Annotated in this window: 14 protein-coding genes and 1 pseudogene; 8 read left to right on the top strand and 7 right to left on the bottom strand. The window is 71.7% G+C overall.

Annotated elements, in window-relative coordinates; genetic code table 11:
- Window positions 1–499: 499 nt before the first annotated feature.
- A pseudogene (locus K1J60_RS29745) lies at window positions 500–967 on the top strand (ATP-binding protein); the annotation flags it as partial.
- Between the two features lie 71 nt (window positions 968–1,038).
- Here the strand turns inward: K1J60_RS29745 and K1J60_RS29740 are convergent.
- Together K1J60_RS29740 and K1J60_RS29735 are read right to left on the bottom strand one after the other, a co-directional pair.
- Window positions 1,039–6,402, bottom strand: a complete 5,364-nt coding sequence (locus K1J60_RS29740) for a tetratricopeptide repeat protein (RefSeq protein WP_220648879.1) — start codon at window positions 6,400–6,402, stop codon at window positions 1,039–1,041.
- Window positions 6,399–7,835, bottom strand: coding sequence for a lipase/acyltransferase domain-containing protein (locus K1J60_RS29735; RefSeq protein WP_220648878.1), 1,437 nt, complete (start codon window positions 7,833–7,835; stop codon window positions 6,399–6,401). The genes K1J60_RS29740 and K1J60_RS29735 overlap by 4 nt, the downstream gene beginning before the upstream one ends.
- Before the next feature lie 580 nt (window positions 7,836–8,415).
- Between K1J60_RS29735 and K1J60_RS29730 the strand changes: the two genes are divergently transcribed.
- Entirely contained in the window at window positions 8,416–8,559 is a 144-nt protein-coding gene (locus tag K1J60_RS29730; protein ID WP_220648877.1) for a hypothetical protein, read from the top strand.
- Window positions 8,560–8,753: 194 nt separating this feature from the next.
- On the opposite strand, the gene K1J60_RS29725 is transcribed toward K1J60_RS29730, so the two are convergent.
- Window positions 8,754–10,136: a glycine--tRNA ligase gene (locus K1J60_RS29725; protein WP_220648876.1), complete on the bottom strand. Its 1,383-nt coding sequence runs from the start codon at window positions 10,134–10,136 to the stop codon at window positions 8,754–8,756.
- A gap of 216 nt (window positions 10,137–10,352) precedes the next feature.
- Here K1J60_RS29725 and K1J60_RS29720 point away from each other — a divergent pair, with 216 nt between their 5' ends.
- The 4 genes from K1J60_RS29720 (at window position 10,353) to K1J60_RS29705 (ending at window position 13,554) form a co-directional block, all read left to right on the top strand.
- The gene (locus tag K1J60_RS29720) at window positions 10,353–11,315 is read left to right on the top strand and encodes a metal ABC transporter substrate-binding protein (RefSeq protein WP_220648875.1); all 963 of its coding nucleotides are present in this window, start codon (window positions 10,353–10,355) and stop codon (window positions 11,313–11,315) included.
- A 28-nt stretch (window positions 11,316–11,343) separates the two neighbouring features.
- The gene (locus K1J60_RS29715; RefSeq protein WP_220648874.1) at window positions 11,344–12,111 is read left to right on the top strand and encodes a metal ABC transporter ATP-binding protein; all 768 of its coding nucleotides are present in this window, start codon (window positions 11,344–11,346) and stop codon (window positions 12,109–12,111) included.
- 13 nt (window positions 12,112–12,124) lie between these two features.
- Complete coding sequence (locus K1J60_RS29710; RefSeq protein WP_220648873.1) at window positions 12,125–13,069, top strand: metal ABC transporter permease; 945 nt, start codon at window positions 12,125–12,127, stop codon at window positions 13,067–13,069.
- A gap of 71 nt (window positions 13,070–13,140) precedes the next feature.
- Window positions 13,141–13,554 carry a Fur family transcriptional regulator gene (locus tag K1J60_RS29705; RefSeq protein ID WP_220648872.1) on the top strand — a complete coding sequence of 138 codons (414 nt, stop codon included), beginning with the start codon at window positions 13,141–13,143 and terminating at the stop codon, window positions 13,552–13,554.
- 226 nt (window positions 13,555–13,780) lie between these two features.
- On the opposite strand, the gene K1J60_RS29700 is transcribed toward K1J60_RS29705, so the two are convergent.
- Genes K1J60_RS29700 through K1J60_RS29685 form a run of 4 tightly spaced genes read right to left on the bottom strand, consistent with a single transcriptional unit; the run spans window position 13,781 to window position 16,238 of the window.
- The gene (locus tag K1J60_RS29700; RefSeq protein WP_220648871.1) at window positions 13,781–14,305 is read right to left on the bottom strand and encodes a YcxB family protein; all 525 of its coding nucleotides are present in this window, start codon (window positions 14,303–14,305) and stop codon (window positions 13,781–13,783) included.
- Between the two features lie 3 nt (window positions 14,306–14,308).
- A complete protein-coding gene (locus K1J60_RS29695; protein ID WP_220648870.1) occupies window positions 14,309–15,157 on the bottom strand; it encodes an isoprenyl transferase in 849 nt (282 codons plus the stop codon).
- 42 nt (window positions 15,158–15,199) lie between these two features.
- Complete coding sequence (recO, locus tag K1J60_RS29690; RefSeq protein ID WP_220648869.1) at window positions 15,200–15,949, bottom strand: DNA repair protein RecO; 750 nt, start codon at window positions 15,947–15,949, stop codon at window positions 15,200–15,202.
- Between the two features lie 58 nt (window positions 15,950–16,007).
- Window positions 16,008–16,238, bottom strand: coding sequence for a hypothetical protein (locus K1J60_RS29685; protein WP_060884773.1), 231 nt, complete (start codon window positions 16,236–16,238; stop codon window positions 16,008–16,010).
- A 573-nt stretch (window positions 16,239–16,811) separates the two neighbouring features.
- Here K1J60_RS29685 and K1J60_RS29680 point away from each other — a divergent pair.
- Both K1J60_RS29680 and K1J60_RS29675 read left to right on the top strand, forming a co-directional pair.
- On the top strand, window positions 16,812–19,916 hold the full coding sequence (locus K1J60_RS29680) for an AfsR/SARP family transcriptional regulator (RefSeq protein ID WP_220648868.1): 3,105 nt from the start codon (window positions 16,812–16,814) through the stop codon (window positions 19,914–19,916).
- 828 nt (window positions 19,917–20,744) lie between these two features.
- A complete protein-coding gene (locus tag K1J60_RS29675) occupies window positions 20,745–21,401 on the top strand; it encodes a M15 family metallopeptidase (RefSeq protein ID WP_220648867.1) in 657 nt (218 codons plus the stop codon).
- Window positions 21,402–21,592: the final 191 nt, after the last annotated feature.

Raw genomic sequence — 21,592 nt, 5'->3', positions numbered from 1 at the left:
CGGAAAGCCCTCTTCCGGTCCCGCAGCCGCAGCCGTCGCCGTAGCCGTACGCTCAGTCATCGAACACCGCCTCCCTGGCCCAACGCCCCCGCAGGGAACACCGATACGCCGCACACCTCGTACCCGCACCCACCCCACGCGTACAACGGCCCGCGTCAGCGCGTCACCACCGGTCACGCTACGCCACCGGCGGGACCGCGTTTCGGTACGACGACCAAGCCCGGCAGCCCCGTTGGCACCACTGACACCACGCGCATCACCAGCCAAGCGACGCCGCACAACGCACGCTCTACGCCGGCCAGAACCGCAGAACGTGTTCCTACGGCTACTGCTGTCGGTGGCGGTGACGCGGGTGCGCGAGTCCACGGAGGGCAGGGCGAGGCGTCGGTCAGGGGTGTCGGCGTCACGCCTCGTACCCGTACCGACGCCGTGCGTACAGCGGGAGGCGTCAGCGCGTCATCGCTGGCCGCGCCTCGCCACGGGCGGGACCGTATTCGGCATGACGACCAAGCCCGACAGCCCCACTCCCGCCCCGCAGGTGAGGGCCGACTCCGGTCCCCGTGACCAGGCCTTCGAGATGTGCTTCACCTCCACGCCCCGTGGAGCCCGGCTCGCCCGTCGCCTGGCGGCCGTCCGGCTGGACGCCTGGGGGCTGCCCTACGGGACCGAGGCCCACGACGACATCGTGCTGATCGTCGCCGAGCTGACCGCGAACGCCGTCCGGCACGGACATGTCCCCGGCCGGGACTTCCACCTCCGCCTGCACGTCGACGCCCACTCCGGAACCGCCCGCGTCGAGGTCACCGACACCCGAGCGGAACGCCTCCCGCGCCGCCCCGCCGCCGTCCCGAACGGGTCGGGGGCCGAGGAGGCCGGGCGCGGACTCCTCCTCGTGTCCCACCTGGCCACCCGCTGGGACTGGCATCCGCGCGCCGAGGGACCGGGCAAGACGGTGTGGGCGGAGTACGCGCCCAGGGGCCTGAGCAACGAGAGGCGGGCCCCGGTCAGTCGCAGCTCCGGCTCTGGCCCAGCAGCCGATCAGGAGTGCTTGTCGGGGTGGATGAGATCGGCGAGTTCCCCTGCCCCGGCCAGCGCGGCGGGGAGCCCGGCGAGAGCACGGAGCCGGATCGCGTAGGCACGGCGCTGGGTGTCGGTGCCGTGCTCGGCGATGACCTGGGCGAGCTGACGAGCCTGGTCTGCGGCACCGCCGGCCACAGCGGACACGGTGGCGAAGAACGCCCCGGTGATGCCGGTGAGCAGGCCCGGGTGGGCGGTCACGACGCGGCGCATGAGCGGGACATCTGCCTGGTCGACAGCGGCGAAGGCATGCTCGGTCGCGACGTCCGGGTCGGTGACGATCTCATAGACCTGGTCGGAGGAGAGGCCTTCGGTGAGTTGGAGGATAGCGAGGTGCTGACGCGCCTCGGGCGCGTCAGCACCGGCGAGCAGCGCCTGGACTTCCGGTGCGCGCAGGATGCTGTCGTGCCCGTCGAGAAAGTCTTTGGACTCCGTCCAGGTACGAGTTGAGAGCCACGCGTCGAGCGTCTGACGTACCTCGTTGTCGTGCCTTCCACGGTCCAGGATGACGACAAGGCCTTCGGCCTCGACCTGGTCGAGGAACTCGGTGAGGTTGTCGATGTCCGGGCTTTCGGGGAAGAGAGCCGCAGCCAGTTCCAGGCCACGGCGGAAGTCCGGTTGCCGGAGCCGGTCGGCATGCGCGTGCAGGAATGCCTCGGTGGTGGGCCAGTCGGTGGCGCTGGCCCATTGGTCGAGAAGTTCCAGAACGTCGTCGGGGAGGGGGTCGACGGCCCAATCGGGAAGTTGCGGATCTTGGATGCCGAGGCGTGTTGCGGTACCCCGTACCCGTTGCCTGGCCCGGCTCAGGGGCGATCGGTCGCCAGCAACGCAGGCTTGCGCTGCCCGGACGAGTTGCTCGACCGCGAGACTCGCATCAACGTGTGCGGCGAGGTACGCGGCGTAGTGGGAACGGAGTTCCGCTTGGGCGAGAGGGCTGAACTCCAGGTCCGCGAGAGAGTCCTCCCAGGCGGAAGAGGCGACTTCGGCTTCGCTCTGTTGGTTGGAGAGGTTCTTCAGGGACATGGCGAGGTCGGGGAGGTAGGCGGCGGGGTTGGCCTGGGTGAGGGCACGGCGGATCTTGACGGCTTCGGTGATGGAGGTGAGTGCTGCCTGCCGATCTCCGGTCTCGCTCTGACAGCCGGAGAGGTTGTTCAGGGAACCAGCGAGGTCGGGGAGGTAGGCGGCGGGGTTGGCCTCGGTGAGGGCACGGCGGATCTTGACGGCTTCGGTGATGGAGGTGAGTGCTGCCTGCCGATCTCCGGTCTCGCTCTGACAGCCGGAGAGGTTGTTCAGGGAACCAGCGAGGTCGGGGAGGTGAGCGGCGGGGTTGGCCTCGGTGAGGGCACGGCGGATCTTGACGGCTTCGGTGATGGAGGTGAGTGCTGCCTGCCGATCTCCGGTCTCGCTCTGCCGATTGGAGAGGTTGTTCAGGGACATGGCGAGGTCGGGGAGGTGAGCGGCGGGGTTGGCCTCGGTGAGGGCACGGCGGATCTTGACGGCTTCGGTGATGGAGGTGAGTGCTGCCTGCCGATCTCCGGTCTCGCTCTGCCGATTGGAGAGGTTGTTCAGGGACATGGCGAGGTCGGGGAGGTAGGCGGCGGGGTTGGCCTCGGTGAGGGCGCGGTAGTGGTCGACGGCTTCGGTGATGGAGGTGAGTGCTGCCTGCCGATCTCCGGTCTCGCTCTGCCGATTGGAGAGGTTGTTCAAGGAACCGGCGAGGTCGGGGAGGTAGGCGGCGGGGTTGGCCTCAGTGAGGGCGCGGTAGTGGTCGACGGCTTCGGTGATGGAGGTGAGTGCTGCCTGCCGGTCTCCGGTCTCGCTCTGCTGGTTGGAGAGGTTGTTCAGGGACATGGCGAGGTCGGGGAGGTGAGCGGCGGGGTTGGCCTGGGTGAGGGTACGGCGGATGTCGACGGCTTCGGTGATGGAGGTGAGTGCTGCTTGTCGGTCTCCGGTCTCGCTCTGACAGCCGGAGAGGTTGTTCAGGGAGGTGGCGAGGTAGGGGAGGTAGGCGGCGGGGTCGGCCTGGGCAAGGGCGCGGTAGTGGTCGACGGCTTCGACGATGGAGGTGAGTGCTGCCTGCCGATCTCCGGTTTCCCTCTGACAGCCGGAGAGGTTGTTCAGGGACATGGCGAGGTAGGGGAGGCGGGCGGCGGGGTCGGCCTGAGCAAGGGCGCGGTGGATCTTGACGGCTTCGGTGATGGAGGTGAGTGCTGCCTGCCGATCTCCGGTCTCGCTCTGACAGCCGGAGAGGTTGTTCAGGGACATGGCGAGGTAGGGGAGGTAGGCGGCGGGGTCGGCCTGAGCAAGGGCGCGGTAGTGGTCGACGGCTTCGACGATGGAGGTGAGTGCTGCCTGCCGATCTCCGGTTTCCCTCTGACAGCCGGAGAGGTTGTTCAGGGACATGGCAAGGTCGGGGAGGTGAGCGGCGGGGTCGGCCTGAGCAAGGGCGCGGTGGATCTTGACGGCTTCGATGATGGAGGTGAGTGCTGCCTGCCGATCTCCGGTCTCGCTCTGACAGCCGGAGAGGATGTTCAGGGAACCGGCGAGGTCGGGGAGGTGAGCGGCGGGGTTGGCCTGGGCAAGGGTGCGGCGAATCTTGACGGCTTCGGTGACCGAGGTGAGTGCTGCCTGCCGGTCTCCGGTCTTGCTCTGACAGCCGGAGAGGTTGTTCAGGGACAGGGCAAGGTCGGGGAGGTGAGCGGCGGGGTCGGCCTGGGCAAGGGCGCGGTAGTGGTCGACGGCTTCGATGATGGAGGTGAGTGCTGCCTGCCCGTCTCCGGTCTTGCTCTGACAGCCGGAGAGGTTGTTCAGGGAACCGGCGAGGTCGGGGAGGTGAGCGGCGGGGTCGGCCTGGGCAAGGGTGCGGCGAATCTTGACGGCTTCGGTGACCGAGGTGAGTGCTGCCTGCCGGTCTCCGGTCTCGCTCTGACAGCCGGAGAGGTTGTTCAGGGACAGGGCGAGGTCGGGGAGGTGAGCGGCGGGGTCGGCCTGGGCAAGGGCGCGGTAGTGGTCGACGGCTTCGATGATGGAGGTGAGTGCTGCCTGCCGGTCTCCGGTCTTGCTCTGACAGCTGGAGAGGTTGTTCAGGGAACCGGCGAGGTCGGGGAGGTGAGCGGCGGGGTCGGCCTGGGCAAGGGCGCGGTAGTGGTCGACGGCTTCGGTGATGGAGGCGAGCGCCGCCCGCCGGTCCCCGGCGGCGAATTGGCGGTGGCTGGTGCGCTGGAGTTGCTCGGCAAGGTCGGCGGGTTGGGTGGTGGCATCGGCCCGCAGGACCGCCAGGCGCCGCAGGTCGGTGTGCAGGCCGAGTTCGGGCAGGCCGATCGTGGTGAAGGGGATGGCGCGGGAGATGTCGGCGAGCCAGGGCGCGGGCGGCTCGTCGTCGATCAGTTGTCGGAGGGCGGCCAGCGCGGTACCGCCTTGTTCCGCAGCAACCTGGAGGACTGGCTGCCAGCGGTCCGCCTCGGCGCTGATCCATGCCTGCACCATGCGTGTGGCACTGTCCGGCGCGGCCGCGGCGGCGCGGTTGAGCTGGCGCAGGGCGGCCAGGAGAGGATCGCCGTCGAGGCCGTTCAGGACGGCGGGGAGCAGGTCCTCGTCGTCGTGGAGTTCGTGGAGGGCTAGGTGGTCGGCGATGGGGTCCGGACGCAGCACGAGGGGTTCGCCGGGGCCGGGTTGCAGGCAGGTGGCCAGGGTGGTGCGGATGGTCTCACGCCATGGCGCGTCGTCGGACAGTTCCTCGACGGCTCGTAACGCGGCGTTGATTTCCTTGCGTGTGGTGGGTGCGCGCAGGGTGAGGCTGGCGACGGCCTGGTTGAGGACGTCGAGCGGCGCGTCGGCGTCTCGGCCCAGACCGGCGTTCTTCTTGTAGGTCTGGGCCCAGTAGGCGCGTTCGTGGGTGAGGACTTCTTCGTAGAGATCCTCACGGGTGGTGGGCAGCCGGTCAGAACTGCGGGCGGCGAGCAGGGCCAGCAGGATGTAGTCGAGGGTGGTCCAGTCGGCGGGGGCGGCCCGGTCGGCGGCATCGAGGTCGAGTTCGTCATCGGGACCGTGGTGGAAGACGCGGGCGGCGCGGCGGAAGAGGGCGGCGCCGGCGGGGTGTTCGGGCGGCAGGTGCAGGGGGTCGCGCATGCGGACGAGATGTCCGTCGTTGTTCCACGCCTTGCTCAGGGCGGTGAGCCACTGGCCGTTGACGGCGCGGGCGGTCATGACGACGACGGCGGGTGCGGCGCCTCGGTCGGTGCGGCGTTTGAGGAGGGCCAGGAGCTGTTCGGCGTCGGCGGTGCGGGCGTCGGCGTAGTCGAGGACGATGAGGGTGGGGGAGACGACGGTGCCCAGCCAGTCCCGTCCGGTCGGGTGTTCGCGCAGGTAGCCGGTGTACCAGCCGTGGCGGGTGGCGAGCTGGTGGGCGAGTTCGAGGGCGAGGCGGGTCTTGCCCGCGCCGCCGGCGCCGTGGATGACGGTGACGCCGGTGTAAGGCCCCGCGGCCACGGTGCGGCACCAGTCGGTGAGGATGGTCAGCTCGTCCCGGGCCTGGAACGGCACCACCGCGTGCTCGGCCCGCAGCACCTGCAAGGGCCGGTGCACGAGCGGGTCCAGGGCCACGTACGGCGAACGCAGCGGCTCGTCGGTGGGCCGGCCGGCGGGGGTGTGGGTGTCCTGCTTGCGCCAGGTGCGGCGGATGTCCACGGCCAGGCGCCAGTTCCACTCACGGGCGTAGCGGGCCCCGGCGTGTACGGCGTCGGCGAAGGCGGCGCCGGTGCCGAGGATGGGTGAGTGGGGCAGGGCGTGCGCGACGCCCACCGGGTCCAGCAGCAGAAGTGGTCTCGACGGCCCGGTCGGGTCGGTCTGGACGAGGTCGTCGAAGCCGTCGGGGCGGCTGGTCCACACGTCCGCGTCCGGCATCCGGATGTCGTCGTCATCGTCGGATGTGACGTCGTCGACCCATACGCCGAGCAGGGCGTGTGCGGCGCGTCCGGATTCGGGTGGGTCGAGGATGAGGACGAAGGGGTGCAGGCCGGCGTGGAGGCAGGCGCCGGCCAAGATCAGGGAGAGATCCAGGCAGGTGGCGTGCCGGGGGCACCACAGCACCTCGCCGGGCTGGCGGACGACCTGGCGGCCGGGATCGTCGGAGGGCGCCTCGTGGGAGTAGGTGATCCCGGCACCCGCCAGCGCCTCGTAGACAGCCCGGGTCTGCCCGATGCGACTGTCGGCCGGGGGTCCGGGCAGGTGCAGCAGGGCGGCGACCTCGTCGGGCAGCACGTACTTGGCCAGCGCGGCCGGTTCCCCGTCAAGGGACCAGCGGGGCCAGGAGCCGACGGGGCTCATGGGGCCACCACCGCGAGGGAGTCGGACGCGGACAGGTCACCGACGCCGGGCACGGCCCGCACACTCACGCGCACGTCGTACAGGCCGGGCTCCTGGCCGGGCAGTTCGGTGACGTAGGCACCCCGGTCGCCGTCCCACTCCAGCCGCACCTCGGCGACCGCGGCCCGCGGGCCGTGCACCGGGCGCAGGGTGGCCCAGACCGCGAGCCCGCTCGGATCGGCGGTGGCCTCCGGCGGCAGGCTGTCGCCGCGCAACCGTGTCTCCAGCGGGATCGTCGCGCCCTGGGCGTGGAGTTCGTCCATGCCCAGGCCGAGGGCGGCCTCACGTTCCTCGCCGCGCGCCGCGGTCAGCCGCTGCCGTTCCTCGTAGACCTCGACCAGGCCGGGAATCCAGTCGGCGGAGACGATGGGACCGTGGCGGTCGCGGGCCCGCCAGCCGGAGGTGTCGTGGCCGTCCATCTCCACCGGCACGGCCGAGATCGCCGGTACGGTGCCGTCGCCGTGGTCCTTTTCCCAGCCCGCCAGCTCCAGCCAGGCCGGCAGCTTCTTGCCGACCTTCAGCGTGCGGCCGTCCCACACCGCCGAGCCCGGGGTGCGGTGACTCCAGCCCAGCCGGGGCACCACCTGCGGCTCGACGCCGGTGCGCGGCATGGCCTGCCACGCCTGCTCGATCTCCTCGTGCAGTGCGAAACCCTGCTTCGCCAGGGAGCGCAGGTGCTGCAGGGGCACATCGTGGGGGTAGAGGGGAGCCGCCGCGGCGGTGTCCCAGACCATCGGGTAGCGGGGCAGCAGCTCGGCCACCGACGGCCACTGGGCCAGCAGGTCGCTCACCCCGTCCAGCCGGATTCCCGCCACCCGTACGCCGTCGGCCAGCAGGTGCAGTGCCTTCGGGGCGCCGCGGTGGGGGGTGCCGAGGGTGATCAGGGCCCGGCACAGCGGCCAGCCCTCCAGCGGGCCCAGCCAGTGCCGGGCGACCAGACCGCCCATCGAGTGGGCGACCACCACGACCCGGCCGGCCCGCTCGGCCGGTGCGAGGTCCTTCAGCCGGTCGTGGACATCGGCCGCGAGCAGCTGCGCGGCATGCCTGACACCCAGGCGGAAGTCGTACGGGAACAGCACCACGTTCGCGGCCGGGTTCCGCTTCTCGGGGTGCCCGGTGTCGATGACCGTACCCGGCAGCGCCTGAAGGTTCGCCACCAGCCGTTCGTAGCCGGGGACGACGGTCCAGCCCGGCAGCAGCCGCTTGGAGCGGATCAGACCGGTCGCCCGCAGCGGCTCGCCCACAGCCAGCCGGTCCGGCCGGCGCAGCAGGCCGGCGATGTCGCCGAAGCCCGCGTCCCACACCACCTCCGGCGGCTTGCCGCCGCCTGCGGGCCGTTCCAGCACGCTGCCGCCGATCCCGGGCAGCACGTACACCATGTGCCTGCGTCCCATTTCCCCCGCCCTCCCCACGTGGGCCGCGTCCCACGGCCCGCGCTGTGTCGCTTCTTCTACCAGTAACAGGAAGGCAGATGGCGGAAGTTCCGGGAATATCATCCTTCTGGGCTGCGCGGCTTGTGCCGTACCGCCGGAGCGCTCCGAGGGGCGCGGCCTGCCGGGCCGACACGCCTGCCGGGCCGACACGCCTGCCGGGACGAGCCTGCCGGGCCCGTTTGGTCGGGGAGAGGCCAAGCCCCCGTGAACCTGTCCGACCCTGCTCGTAGAGTGGAACGTGATCGGTTTCGATCAGTTCGACGGGACGGGGACGCCCTGGAGGCCTTCCTCACCGACCCGACCGACGGGCTCTTCCGCATCCCTATCTGCGCATCCGGCGTCCCCTCCGGCCGGCGGCCGACGGCTGGGAGCGGCAGCTGGACTGGCATCCGGCGGACTTCCCGCCGCCGTACGCCCACCAGGCGGAGACGTTCGCCCGGCTGACCAGCAAGGACGGGCACCAGCCCGAGCCCACGCTCGTGACCACCGGCACCGGGTCCGGAAAGACCGAGTCCTGTGGTTGAACACCATGTACCGGGGCATGAAGGCGCCCTGGTACAGCCTCCACCTCCACCGGGGCAGCTCGCTCATCGGCGCGGCCCGCAAGGTCTACCCCGGCCAGACCCTGAGCAAGGGCGGCTGGCTGACGGCAAGGACCCGCAGCGGCCCCGGCCCACGCCGCTGACCGAGAAGCTGAAGGCCCGCGACGTCCGCCAGTTCCTGCTGCCCGCCATGGGCTGGGGTTCGATCGGCGAGAAGGTTCTTCGCCGACCTGGACCTGTAAACGCCGAGTTCCCCGGCCCCATAAGGGGCGCGGGGAACTGCGCGACCAGCCACGACGAACCCGCAGCCGCTCAATCACACCAGCGAGGCAACCCCTCAGGCGCCCACGAGCCGAGCAGCCAGGTAACCCTCGATCTGGTCGAGAGACACCCGCTCCTGCTTCATCGAGTCCCGCTCGCGCACGGTCACCGCGTTGTCGTCGAGCGTGTCGAAGTCCACCGTGACGCAGTACGGCGTACCGATCTCGTCCTGGCGGCGGTAACGGCGCCCGATCGCACCCGCGTCGTCGAACTCGATGTTCCAGTTCTGCCGCAGCGCCGACGCGAGGCCCTTCGCCTTCGGGGACAGGTCGGGGTTGCGGGACAGCGGGAGGACCGCCACCTTCACCGGGGCGAGACGGTGGTCGAGGCGCAGCACCGTCCGCTTCTCCAGCTTGCCCTTGGCGTTGGGCGCCTCGTCCTCGGTGTACGCGTCGAGGAGGAACGCCAGCATCGTGCGGCCGACACCGGCCGCCGGCTCGATGACGTACGGCGTGTAGCGCTCGCTCGCCTCCTGGTCGTAGTACGACAGGTCCTGGCCGGAGGCCTTGGAGTGCGCGCCGAGGTCGTAGTCGGTGCGGTTGGCGACGCCCTCCAGCTCACCCCACTCGCTGCCGCCGAACTGGAAGCGGTACTCGATGTCGGCGGTGCGCTTGGAGTAGTGGGAGAGCTTCTCCTGCGGGTGCTCGTACCAGCGCATGTTCTCGGCGCGCAGACCCAGGCCGGTGTACCAGTTCCACCGCTCCTGCATCCAGTACTCCTGCCACTTCTCGTCCTCGCCCGGCTTGACGAAGAACTCCATCTCCATCTGCTCGAACTCGCGGGTGCGGAAGATGAAGTTGCCGGGCGTGATCTCGTTGCGGAAGGACTTGCCCATCTGGGCGATGCCGAACGGCGGCTTGCGGCGCGAAGTGGTCTGCACCTGGGCGAAGTTAGTGAAGATGCCCTGGGCGGTCTCGGGACGCAGGTAGGCGATGGAGCCGGTGTCCTGGGTGGGACCGAGGTGGGTGGAGAGCAGACCCGAGAACTGCTTGGGCTCGGTGAACTGGCCCTTGTTGCCACAGTTGGGGCAGTTGATGTCGGCCAGGCCGTTCGCCGGGGCGTGGCCCTTCTTCTCCTCGTACGCCTCTTCCAGGTGGTCCGCGCGGTAGCGCTTGTGGCACGCGGTGCACTCGGTGAGCGGGTCGGAGAAGGTGGCGACGTGACCGGAGGCGACCCAGACCTCGGAGGCCAGGATGACGGACGAGTCGATACCGACGACGTCCTCGCGCGACGTCACCATGTAGCGCCACCACTGACGCTTGATGTTCTCCTTGAGCTCGACACCCAGCGGTCCGTAGTCCCAGGCGGCACGCTGACCGCCGTAGATCTCGCTGCACGGGAATACGAAGCCACGGCGCTTGCTCAGGCTGACGATGGTGTCGATCTTGTCGGCGGCCACGGTGCTCTCTTCATTACGACGACGGGCGACGAAGCGATGCGCTCCTGGAGGAAGCGGACGCGCTTCAGAGCGAATGCTTCAGGTTACCGGCGGGGCGTGCCCTCGGATCAAATCGGTTCGGAGAAGGAGACGGTCGAGAGCCGGACAAAGGCCTTACCAAGGGCTTACCACCTGCCTTGTTGACAATCGTTTCCAGACAAGATGAAAATGACTGTCATGAACGTAGTACGACGACGACTTCTGATACCCGCGGCGGCGACCGCGGCCGCCGCCCTCGGCCTCACGACTCTCACGGCATGCGGTGGCGACAGCGCCGCCGCGGGCAACACCGACAAGTTCGACGTCGTCGCGTCGTTCTACCCGATGGCCTTCCTCGCCGAGCAGATCGGCGGGAAGTACGTGAACGTCACCAGTCTGACCCAGCCCGGCCAGGAGCCGCACGACCTGGAGATCAGCGCCAAGCAGACGGCCGCGCTCCAGGAGTCGGACGCCGTGCTGTACCTCAAGGGCCTGCAGCCCTCCGTCGACGAGGCGGTCGAGCAGTCCGGCCCCGAGACGAAGATCGACGCCGCCACGCTGACCGACATGGAGCACCACGGCAACGAGGTCGGCGGCCACGCGGAAGAGCACGACGACCACGAGAACGAGGAGCTGGAGGGCAAGGACCCCCACATCTGGCTCGACCCCGTGAAGTACGCCGAGGTCGCCAAGGGTGTCGGCGCCGCCTTCGAGAAGGCCGACCCGGACCACGCGGACACCTACAAGACCAACACCGAGGCCCTGGTCGAGAAGCTGGGCGCGCTCGACGACCAGTTCGCCGGCGGACTGAAGAACACCAGGACCAAGGTCTTCATCACCACCCACGCCGCCTTCGGCTACCTCGCCGAGCGCTACGGCCTCACCGAGGAGGCCATCTCCGGTCTCGACCCCGAGTCCGAGCCGAGTGCCGCCCGGGTCAAGGAACTTGAGAAGATGGCGAAGGCCGACGGTGTGACCACGGTGTTCTACGAGACACTGGTCAGCGACAAGACCGCGAAGACCATCGCCGCCGACGCGGACCTCAAGACCGACGTCCTCGACCCGATCGAGGGCATCACCGAGAAGTCCCGCGGCAAGGACTACTTCGCGGTCCAGGAAGCCAACCTCAAGGCCCTCCAGACGGCCCTGGGAGCCAAGTGACCTCGTTGATCATCCGGAGGCAGCAGGCATGACCGAGCCCGTCATCTCGTTGCGCGGCGTCCGCGCCGAACTGGGCTCGCGCACCGTGCTGCGCGGCATCGACCTCACCGTGCACCGCGGTGAGGTCGTCGCGCTGCTCGGCGCCAACGGCTCCGGGAAGTCCACCGCCGTACGCACGGTGATCGGGCAGGTGCCGGTCAGTGACGGCGAGATCGAGCTGTTCGGGACCCCCCGTCGCCGCTTCCGCGACTGGCGGCGCCTCGGGTACGTGCCGCAGCGCACCACGGCGGCGGGCGGCGTCCCGGCGACGGTGACGGAGATCGTGGCCTCGGGCCGGCTCTCCCGCACCCGCCTCGGCATCCTCCGCAAGGCCGACCGCGAGGCGATCCGGCACGCCCTGGACATGGTCGGCATGGCGGACCGCGCCAAGGACTCGGTGAACGCCCTCTCCGGCGGCCAGCACCAGCGCGTCCTCATCGCCCGCGCCCTCGCCTGCGAACCCGAACTGCTGATCATGGACGAACCCATGGCGGGCGTCGACCTGGCCAGCCAGGAGGTGCTGGCCGCGACCCTGCGCGAGCAGGTCGCGAGGGGCACGACCGTGCTGCTCGTGCTCCATGAACTCGGCCCGCTGGAGCCGCTGATCGACCGCGCGGTCGTCCTCCGCGACGGCTGTGTCACCCACGACGGCCCGCCCCCGAAGGCGGTCGGCCAGCACGCGCTGCCCGGCCACGACCACGTCCACCCGCACGCGGCACCGGGCGCCGAGCCCGCCCGTACGGGCCTGCTGAGCTGAGACGGCACCCACGATGGAATTCCTCGACTACGCCTTCATGCAGCGGGCCCTGCTCGCCGCCGTCCTCGTCGGCATCACCGCGCCGGCGATCGGCATCTACCTCGTCCAGCGCCGTCAGGCCCTCATGGGCGACGGCATCGGCCATGTCGCGATGACCGGCGTCGGCCTCGGCTTCATGCTCTCGTGGTCCCCGGTGTGGATGGCCACGCTGGTGTCCGTCGTGGGCGCCGTGCTGATGGAGCTGATCCGCTGGTACGGCAGGACACGCGGCGACATCGCGCTCGCCATGCTCTTCTACGGCGGCATGGCCGGCGGTGTGATGCTCATCAACCTCGCGCCCGGCGGGACCAACGCCAATCTGATGTCGTTCCTCTTCGGCTCGCTGTCGACCGTGTCGCAGGAGGACATCACCGCGATCTGCGTGCTCGCCGCGTTCGTGATCGTGATGACGCTGACGCTGCGCCGGCAGCTGTTCGCCGTCAGCCAGGACGAGGAGTTCGCCCGGGTCACCGGCCTGCCGGTGCGGGCGCTGAACCTGCTGACGGCGGTCACGGCGGCGGTGACCGTGACGGTCGCCATGCGCGTCGTCGGGCTGCTGCTGGTGTCCGCGCTGATGGTCGTCCCCGTCGCCGCCGCGCAGCAGCTCACCCGCAGTTTCGCGGCGACCTTCGCGATCGCCGTGGCCCTCGGTGTGTCCGTGACGGTCGGCGGCACGGTCACCTCGTACTACCAGGACGTGCCGCCCGGCGCGACGATCGTGCTGCTCGCCATCGCCGCGTTCATGGTGCTGACCGCGCTGGCGACCCCGCTGGCCAGACGCCGTGCGCGGGCCCTGGAGACCACCGTCGCGGACCCGGCGGAGTGCGCGGTCCCGAAGTCCCGGGAGGCCGTCGGGACGGGGGTCGCGAAGGACTCGGTCCCGACCGCCCGGGGCTCTGTCGAGGGGTCCACCGGGTGACCGGCGGCTGAACGAGGTCGGCGGGGGCTGGCACAATGGCCCCCGCAAGACCGCTACGTGAGGAGGCAACGGTGACGACCGCCGGACCTGTACGAGGTCGTTCCACCCGGCAGCGGGCGGCCGTGGCCGCGGCACTGGACGAGGTCGACGAGTTCCGCAGCGCACAGGAACTCCACGACATGCTCAAGCACAAGGGCGACTCGGTCGGGCTCACCACCGTGTACCGCACGTTGCAGTCCCTCGCCGACGCGGGCGAGGTCGACGTCCTGCGCACCTCCGACGGCGAGTCCGTGTACCGCCGCTGCTCGACCGGCGATCACCACCACCACCTGGTCTGCCGGGTCTGCGGCAAGGCCGTGGAGGTGGAGGGACCGGCGGTCGAGAAGTGGGCCGACGCGATCGCCGCGGAACACGGCTTCGTGAACGTCGCCCACACGGTGGAGATCTTCGGCACCTGCGCGGAGTGCGCGGCGAAGACGTCGTAAGGGCGCCCGGCGCCCACCGCGTCCGTCCCCCGCGGGGCCGTCCCCACCGGGTCCGCCTCCCGCGCCCAGGTGCGTCGGCGGGTGCGGGTGAGTGGGGCTTCTCGCGCAGTTCCCCGCGCCCCTGAAAGGCCGGGGCTCCGCCCCGCGCCTTTCATCCTGCGGCCCGCCCCCGGAGGTTTGCCGTGGCCGACCGCGTCCGTGGCGCCGCGCGGCCCCGCCCACCGTCCTACAGCCGGGTCAGGCCCTCGCGGGCGAGGACGGCGCGGAGCCGGTCGGCGTCGGCGGGGGTCGGCAGGCCCCGCTTCGGCAGCACGGTGAGGCGGGGCGCGTGGGCGCCGCTGAGGAGAACGAAGGTGTGCGGGGTCTCCGCGTACCGGGACACCTGGGACCAGCGGGCCGGGCGCTCCGTGCCGTGGTCGTGCGCGACCGTCACGCCCCACGGGTCCAGCACGGCGCGGTGCAGCCCCAGGGCCGCCGCCCGCCGGTGCAGGAGACGGGCCTGGAGCCGGGGCAGCAGGACGAGGGCGCCGACCGCCGCCCCCGGCATCACGAACGCCCGCGCGTCGGGCGGGACGCCGAGCGCGAGCGCCACGACCGTGACGAACAGACCCGCCCCGGCGGAGAACAGCAGCAGTCCCCGCCCCCACCGGCCGACGGCCGAGGCGCGCGCGGACACGCGCACCGCCTCGCGGAAGTCGCCGACCACCGCCCGGTACACCAGCTCGACGTTCTCCCCATCGGCCTGCGCCAACGGTCAGCCCTCCGTCCGGCCCTCCATCGCGGCTTCCATCGCGAGCAGTTCCTCGTTCGGGACGGCGCCGCCGAAGCGGCGGTCGCGGGAGGCGAACTCCAGGCAGGCCCGCCACAGGTCACGGCGGTCGAAGTCGGGCCACAGCACGTCCTGGAAGACCATCTCGGCGTAGGCGCTCTGCCAGAGCAGGTAGTTGGAGGTGCGCTGCTCGCCGCTGGGGCGCAGGAAGAGGTCGACGTCCGGCATGTCCGGGTAGTAGAGGTACTTCGCGAAGGTCTTCTCGGTGACCTTGGAGGGGTCGAGGCGGCCCGCGCGGATGTCCTCGGCGAGGGCCTGGGCCGCATCGGCGATCTCGGCCCGGCCGCCGTAGTTCATGCAGAAGTACAGCGTCAGCAGGTCGTTGTCCTTGGTCTGCTCCTGGGCGACCTGGAGTTCCTTGGCGACCGACTTCCACAGCTTCGGCATCCGGCCCACCCAGCGGACCCGGATGCCGAGTTCGTCGAGCTGGTCGCGGGTCTTGCGGATGAAGTCGCGGTTGAAGTTCATGAGGAAGCGGACCTCGTCGGGCGAGCGCTTCCAGTTCTCGGTGGAGAAGGCGTAGAGGGAGATGTTGCGGACGCCGATCTCCAGGGAGCCCTGCAGCACGTCGAGCACGCGCTCGGCGCCCACCTTGTGGCCCTCGGTGCGCGGCAGCCCGCGCTCCTTGGCCCAGCGGCCGTTGCCGTCCATGACGATCGCCACGTGCTCGGGGACCAGCTCGCCGGGGAGCTTGGGCGCGCGGGCGCCGGACGGGTGCGGCGTCGGCGCCTTGTACTCGCGGCGCTGACGCCCGAGGAACCCGCGTACCACCATGTGCTTCTCGTCTCCTCTGTGGTGCTGGTGGATCGGTCGTGCCTACGACTTCTCCACGTACCGAAGGGAGCGCAGCCCGCGCTCCAGATGCCAGTGCAGGTAGGCGGACACCAGTCCGCTGCCCTCCCGGACGTGCCGCGGCTCGGTCGCGTCCGCGGTCTCCCAGTCTCCCGTAAGGAGCGCGGCGAGCAGTTCCAGCGTCCGTGGCGAGGGTACGACGCTGCCGGGCACCCGGCAGTCCACGCAGACGGAGCCCCCGGAGGCGACGGAGAAGAACCGGTTCGGTCCGGGCATGCCGCACTTGGCGCAGTCGCTGAACGTGGGGGCGTAGCCGTTGACGGCGAGGGAGCGCAGCAGGAAGGCGTCGAGGACGAGGTGCGGGGCGTGCTCGCCGCGGGCGAGGGTGCGCAGCCCGCCGACGAGCAGCAGGTACTGCTGCACGGCGGGCTCGCCCTCGTGGTCCGTGAACCGCTCCGCGGTCTCCAGCATGGCCGTCCCGGCGGTGTAGCGGGCGTAGTCGGTCACGATGCCGCCGCCGTACGGAGCGATGGTCTCGCTCTGGGTGCACAGGGGCAGTCCGCGTCCGATCAGCTCGCTGCCCCGCGCGAAGAACTGCACGTCCACGTGGGAGAAGGGTTCGAGCCGCGCCCCGAACTTGGACTTCGTCCGCCGCACCCCCCGCGCCACGGCCCGCACCCGCCCGTGCCCCCGTGTGAGCAACGTGATGATCCGGTCCGCTTCACCCAGCTTCTGGGTGCGCAGGACGACGCCGTCGTCGCGGAACAGGCTCATGCCGCCCATTCTCGCCTACGGCGGGTCCTCGGCGGGACCTCGGTCCACGGTCACCCCTTCAAGGGACCTCGCCCCGGCTGCGGGCGTTCTCGTAGGCGGTCGCGGCGCGCAGTCGTTCTATGGTCGTGGCGGCCCGTACGACCTCGGGGGCACAGTCCCACTCCCTCCCCCCGCCGACCGGCCGCAGCTGTACGTAGGGCCCCTCGTGACCCATGACGCGACCGACCTTCCCGGTGCGGGTGTCGACCGCGTAGGTGCCGATCGCCGGCTTCTTCCCGTTACCGCTCACCGCAGGGCCGCCGCCGAGAAGCCCGGTGACGACAGAACAATTCCCGCCTTTTCGGCCGTCCGCCGCAATTCCTCCACCGATTCCTCCGCCTCTTCGACGCGCCCGCCGAGTGCCGTCCCCCGAGCCCTTCTCCAACTGCCTTCACGGTGCTCCCCCACCCCACCCAATTTCACTCTTCGCATCTCTTCGATGACCTGCCGTGTCTAAACTCGGCCGGAGTCTGTCCCGCACAACTTCGAGTCGGCACAGAAGCGTTGGGCCTTGACCGTTGAGCCCGGACGGATCTGTATGCGAATGCCGCGGCCCGCGACCGCGACCCGGGCCGTACCGCCCCGTGCGGCCCCCTGCGGCCCGCACGACGGCGGGCCGGTTCTCACAGCATCGTCACAGGTGGTCCTCATCCACGAGGGGAATCTCCGCGTTGTCCACCTAAGATTCCCTTTGGTTCCCCCGTTTTCCGACAACTCAGCGGCGCATCACGCGTCATGGGAAACCACTCGCCGTACATGAGCGTCGAACGTTGCGTGAACAACCGCTGGCCCGGCGGTCCGACAGCACGGAAGATGGGGACCCGTGGAGCTGGAATTCCGACTGCTCGGCCCGGTCGAGGCATGGCACGGTGACGGACCCCTGCGGCTGGGCGGCCCGAAACCGCGCGCGCTGCTGGCCGTACTGCTGCTGCGGGCCGGGCAGGTGGTGCCCGCCGACGCGCTGGTGGACGTGATCTGGGGAGACGACCCCCCGGACACCGCGCGGGCGCTGGTGCAGACGTATGTGTCGGCCCTGCGCCGGGCGCTGCCCCCCGAGGCGGCGGAGACGATCGAGACCAGGCCACCGGGATACGTGATGCGGCCCGGGGTCGGCCGGGTCGATCTGGCGGAGTTCGAGGCACGCACGGCCGACGGACGGCGGGCCGCCGCCGAAGGCGACCACGCGGAGGCCGCACGGCTGCTGCGTCAGGCGCTGGAGCTGTGGCGCGGCCCGGCGCTCGGCGGGGTCGGCGAGGCGCTGCGGGGTGAGGCCGGGCGGCTGGAGGAGGCGCGGCAGGCGGCCCTGGAGGAACGCATCGCCGCCGAACTGGAGACCGGCGGGCACGAGGCGGAACTGGTCACCGAGCTGACCGCGCTGGTCAGGGCGCATCCGGCCCGGGAGCGGCCGCGCGGGCAGCTGATGCTGGGCCTCTACCGGCTCGGGCGGCAGGCCGACGCGCTGGCCGTCTACGCGGAGGGGCGGGCCGTGCTCGCCGAGGAGCTGGGGCTCGACCCGGGCCCGGAGCTGAACCGCCTGTACGAGGCCATCCTGCGGGCCGATCCCGCCCTGCTCGCCGCCACGACGGCGCCCGCGGCGCAGGGACCCGGCGCGGCGGCACCGCCCCGGCCCGTGTCGCTCCTGCCGCCCGCCATCGGCGACTTCACCGGCCGGGAGAAGGAGCTGGCGCGGGTCGTCGAAGGGCTGACCGGCGTGCGGGAGGCGATGCCCGTCGTCGTGGTCTCGGGGGCCGCCGGAGTCGGCAAGTCCGCGCTCGCCGTGCAGGCCGCGCACCGGGTCGCCGGCGACTACCCCGACGGCCAGCTCTACGCCGAACTGCACGGCTTCAGCGAGCCCGTACCGCCCGCCGAGGTCCTGGGCCGACTGCTGCGGGCGCTGGGCGCCGACCCGCCGGAGGACACGGCCGAGCGCGGCGACCTGTTCCGCAGTCTGGTCGCCGGGCGCCGGATCCTGCTGGTCCTCGACGACGCGGGCGGCGAGGCCCAGGTGCGGCCGCTGCTGCCGGGCAGCGCCAGCTGCGGGGTCCTGGTGACCTCACGGGCCCGGCTCGGCGGGCTCGTCGGGGCCCGGCGCACCGACCTGGACGTCCTGGACGACGCCCGCGGCCTCGAACTGCTCACCAGGGTCACCGGCCCCGAACGCACCCCGGACGACCCGCGCGAACGGGCCGCGGCCCGCCGGATCGTCGAGCTGTGCGGCGGACTGCCGCTGGCCCTGCGGATCGCGGGCGCCCGGCTGGCCACCCGGCGGCACTGGACGCCCAGCGTGCTCGCCGAGCGCCTCGCCGACGAACACCGACGCCTCGACGAGCTGTCCGTGGGCGACCTGGAGGTCCGGGCCGGTCTCGGCCTCAGCTACCAGGCCCTCGACGAGTGCGCCCGGCGCGTCCTGCGCCGTATCGCCACGCTCGGACCGGCCGATGTCGCCGTGTGGGCGGTCGCCGCGCTCTCCGGCACCTCGGAGGACGAGGCCGAGGAGACCCTCGAACGCCTCCTGGACGCCCAGTTGATCACCTGCCCGGGCCGGGACCAGGTGGGCCAGCCCCGCTACCGCCTGCACGACCTGGTCCGCGTCTACGCCGCCGAACGCGCGGAGACCGAGGACCCCGCCGACGACCGCACGGCGGCGGTGGGCCGGGCCCTGTCGGCGGGCCTGTGGCTGATGGACCGGGTGACGGAGAAGTCCCCCTCGGGTGCGGTGATCCTGAGGCAGGGGTTCTCCTCGAAGGGGCGCGGGGAACTGCGCGGCCAGCCCTCCGCGACCGGCGGCCGGGAACCGGCCGAATCCCCCTCCCCCGTAGGCGCGCACACCACCCACCGCGCCCTCACCGACCCCTTCGCCTGGTTCGACGCGGAAGCCGACGCCCTCACCACCGCGGTCGAACGGGCGGCAGCCATGGGCCTGCACACCCTCGCCTGCGAAGCGGCGGCGGCCCTGTGCTCCTCCTCGTTCGCCATCAAGAACCGCTTCGACGCCTGGTGGCGCAGCCACGACGCCGCACTCGCGGCGGCGCGCCGCGCCGAGGACCGCTCGGGCGAGGCCCTGCTGATCATCGGCCTCGGGCAGCTCCGCTACGAGCAGGACCGCATCGCCGAGTCCCAGGAGTACTTCCGCACCGCCGAGCGCATCTGCACCGAGCTCGGGAACGTACGCGGCCGGTCCGCGGCCCTCGCCGGCCTCGGCAGCGCCTGCCGCGAGGTCGGCGAACTCCGGGAGGCGGAAAGGGCGTTGACCGACGCCGCCGACGGCTTCCGGCGGGTCGGCGACGACACCGGCATCGGGGTCGCCTGCCGGTACGGCGGTTCCGTACGCCTGGAACTCGGCGACCAGGAAGGCGCGCTCCCGCTGCTCGACGAGTCGCTGCGGGCCTACCGACGGCTCGGCAGCCGACGCGGCGAGGCGCTGGCGCTGCGCACCCTCAGCCTGGTGCACCGCTCGCTCGGCGCGTACGAGGAGGCCGCGCGCGTGGCCGAGCAGGCGCTGGAGATCCTGCGCGACCTCGGCGACCCGCACATGGCGGCGTACGCCCTGCGGGCCCGTGCCAAGGCCAGGCTGCGGCTGGGACACGTCCGGGAGGCGGAGACGGAACTGCACGAGATCCTGGAGGTCTGCCGGACCCACGAGGACCGCTTCGGCGAGGCCCTGACGCTGCGCACGCTCGGCGAGTGCGCGCTGGCCGACGACCGGCTGACGGACGCGGAGGGGCTGCTGACCGCCTCCGCCTCGCTCTGGGGCGTCCTCGCCCTGCCCTTGCCCCGGGCCCGCGCCCTGCGCAATCTGTCCGTGGTCCGGGCCGCGCTCGGGGACCGGGCCGGGGCCCGGGCGCTGCGGGCCGAGGCCATGGCGGTGTTCGACGCCTGCGAGGCGCGCGAACGGCACGAGCCGTGGCCGTGGGTGCGGTCCCCCTGACACGGAACAGCGGAACGCCGAGCGGGCCGGTGGCCGGGCGCCGGGCCCGCGGCCGGCGGCAGGTCCGCTTCGGGCAGCGGCCCTTGAGCCGGGCGTTGGCGCACTTCCCGTAGGGGACCGGCCGGGGCGGCAGGCCGATCCCGCCCGGGGCGGGGCGGCGCCGGCCGCCGTGGAGACCTCCGTCGTCCCACCCCCGCACCGCCCGGTGGCAGAGGTACGCGGTGGCGGCGGCCACCCCTCTCTGGGCCAGGCCCGGGGAGCCCCAGTCCGTCGGGCCGAGCCGGGCCTCGGTGAGGGGCACGGCCGTCCGGGCGGCCGCGAGCACCACCGCCGCGTGGGCCCGTGGTAGGCCCACCACGGGCCCACCACGGGCCCGCCGGCGGATCGAGCCGGCGACCGGCGCTCCGGTGCGAAGCCCGCGACGAGCCACGCGACGAGCGGCGGGCCGCCCGTGCGCGGATACGTGAGCCGGGTGACACAGGCGCGTTCCGGACGGTCGGCCAGGCCGAAACCCGCTTGCGGCGGACTTGCAGAGAACTTCCAGCGGAGTGCGCCATTCTCGTTGTTCTCGGGGGAACAACGGATCGGCCGGGCGACCACCGCCCGGCCGGTCGGCCCACCGGAGCGCACAGGGGACGGACCGGTGGGAACGTGACAACAGTGGGATCGCACGCGCATGACGGGCTGGGGGGACGCCCGGAGCCCGACCACGAACCACCACTCAAGGGGGGAAGCCCCCGGGGAGGGACATCAGGGAATCAAGTCCCTCCCCGGGGTGCTGCCACACACCCCGACGCATCACACCTCCCGCCCGGTGGAAGACGACGCATGCCTTCGATCATCCTCATGAGCGACCCCGAGGTCGCCGGTGTTCCGGTCCAGGAGTGCGGTGAGCCCCTCGTCGATCTGCGGGAGATGCCCTTCGTGGTGGTCGACTCCCGGCAGGCCGACCCCGAGGGGGCGTACGCGCACCTCCGTGAGGGCGTCGCCTGGCGCCTCGCGCGCGCCGCCCGGCTGCTGCCGGACGGGCTGCGGCTGCTGGTCACCGAGGGGTACCGGCCGCTGGCCCTGCAGATCGAGTACTTCGAGCGGTACGCCGCCGAGCTGCGCCTCGCCAACCCCGACTGGTCGGAGGAGCACCTCCACGTCCAGACCAGCCGTTCGCTCTCCCCGCCGGAGATCGGGCCGCATGTCGCCGGCGCCGCGGTCGACCTCACCCTGTGCACGGCCGCCGGGGAGGAACTCGACATGGGCACGCGTCTGGACGCCAGCCCCGAGGAGAGCGACGACGCCTGCTACACCGACGCGCCCAACATCTCCGACACCGCCCGCCGCAACCGGCGCACACTCTCGGCGGCGCTCACCACGGCCGGGCTGGTCAACTACCCCACCGAGTGGTGGCACTGGTCGTACGGGGACAGGTACTGGGCCCTGATGACAGGCGCGCCGAACGCGCTGTACGGCCCCGCGCGGACCGGCCCCTGACCCGCACCCGCCGGGCGACCGGGGCCCGTCTCCGTCCCCGTCGCCCCTACCCGTCCCGTCCCTGAGGGCTGCACCCCGTCCCCTGTTGTCGCCTCGGCGGCAAACCCCGTAGCGGGGGCCAGGGGCAGCACCCTGCGGATGGGACGGGCAGGGGTGACGGGGCCGGGGTCGTGGCCGGTCGCGCGCGACAC

The organism is Streptomyces akebiae, assembly GCF_019599145.1.
Classification (GTDB): Bacteria; Actinomycetota; Actinomycetes; order Streptomycetales; family Streptomycetaceae; genus Streptomyces; species Streptomyces akebiae.
This window is presented reverse-complemented; position numbering and strand designations above follow the sequence as displayed.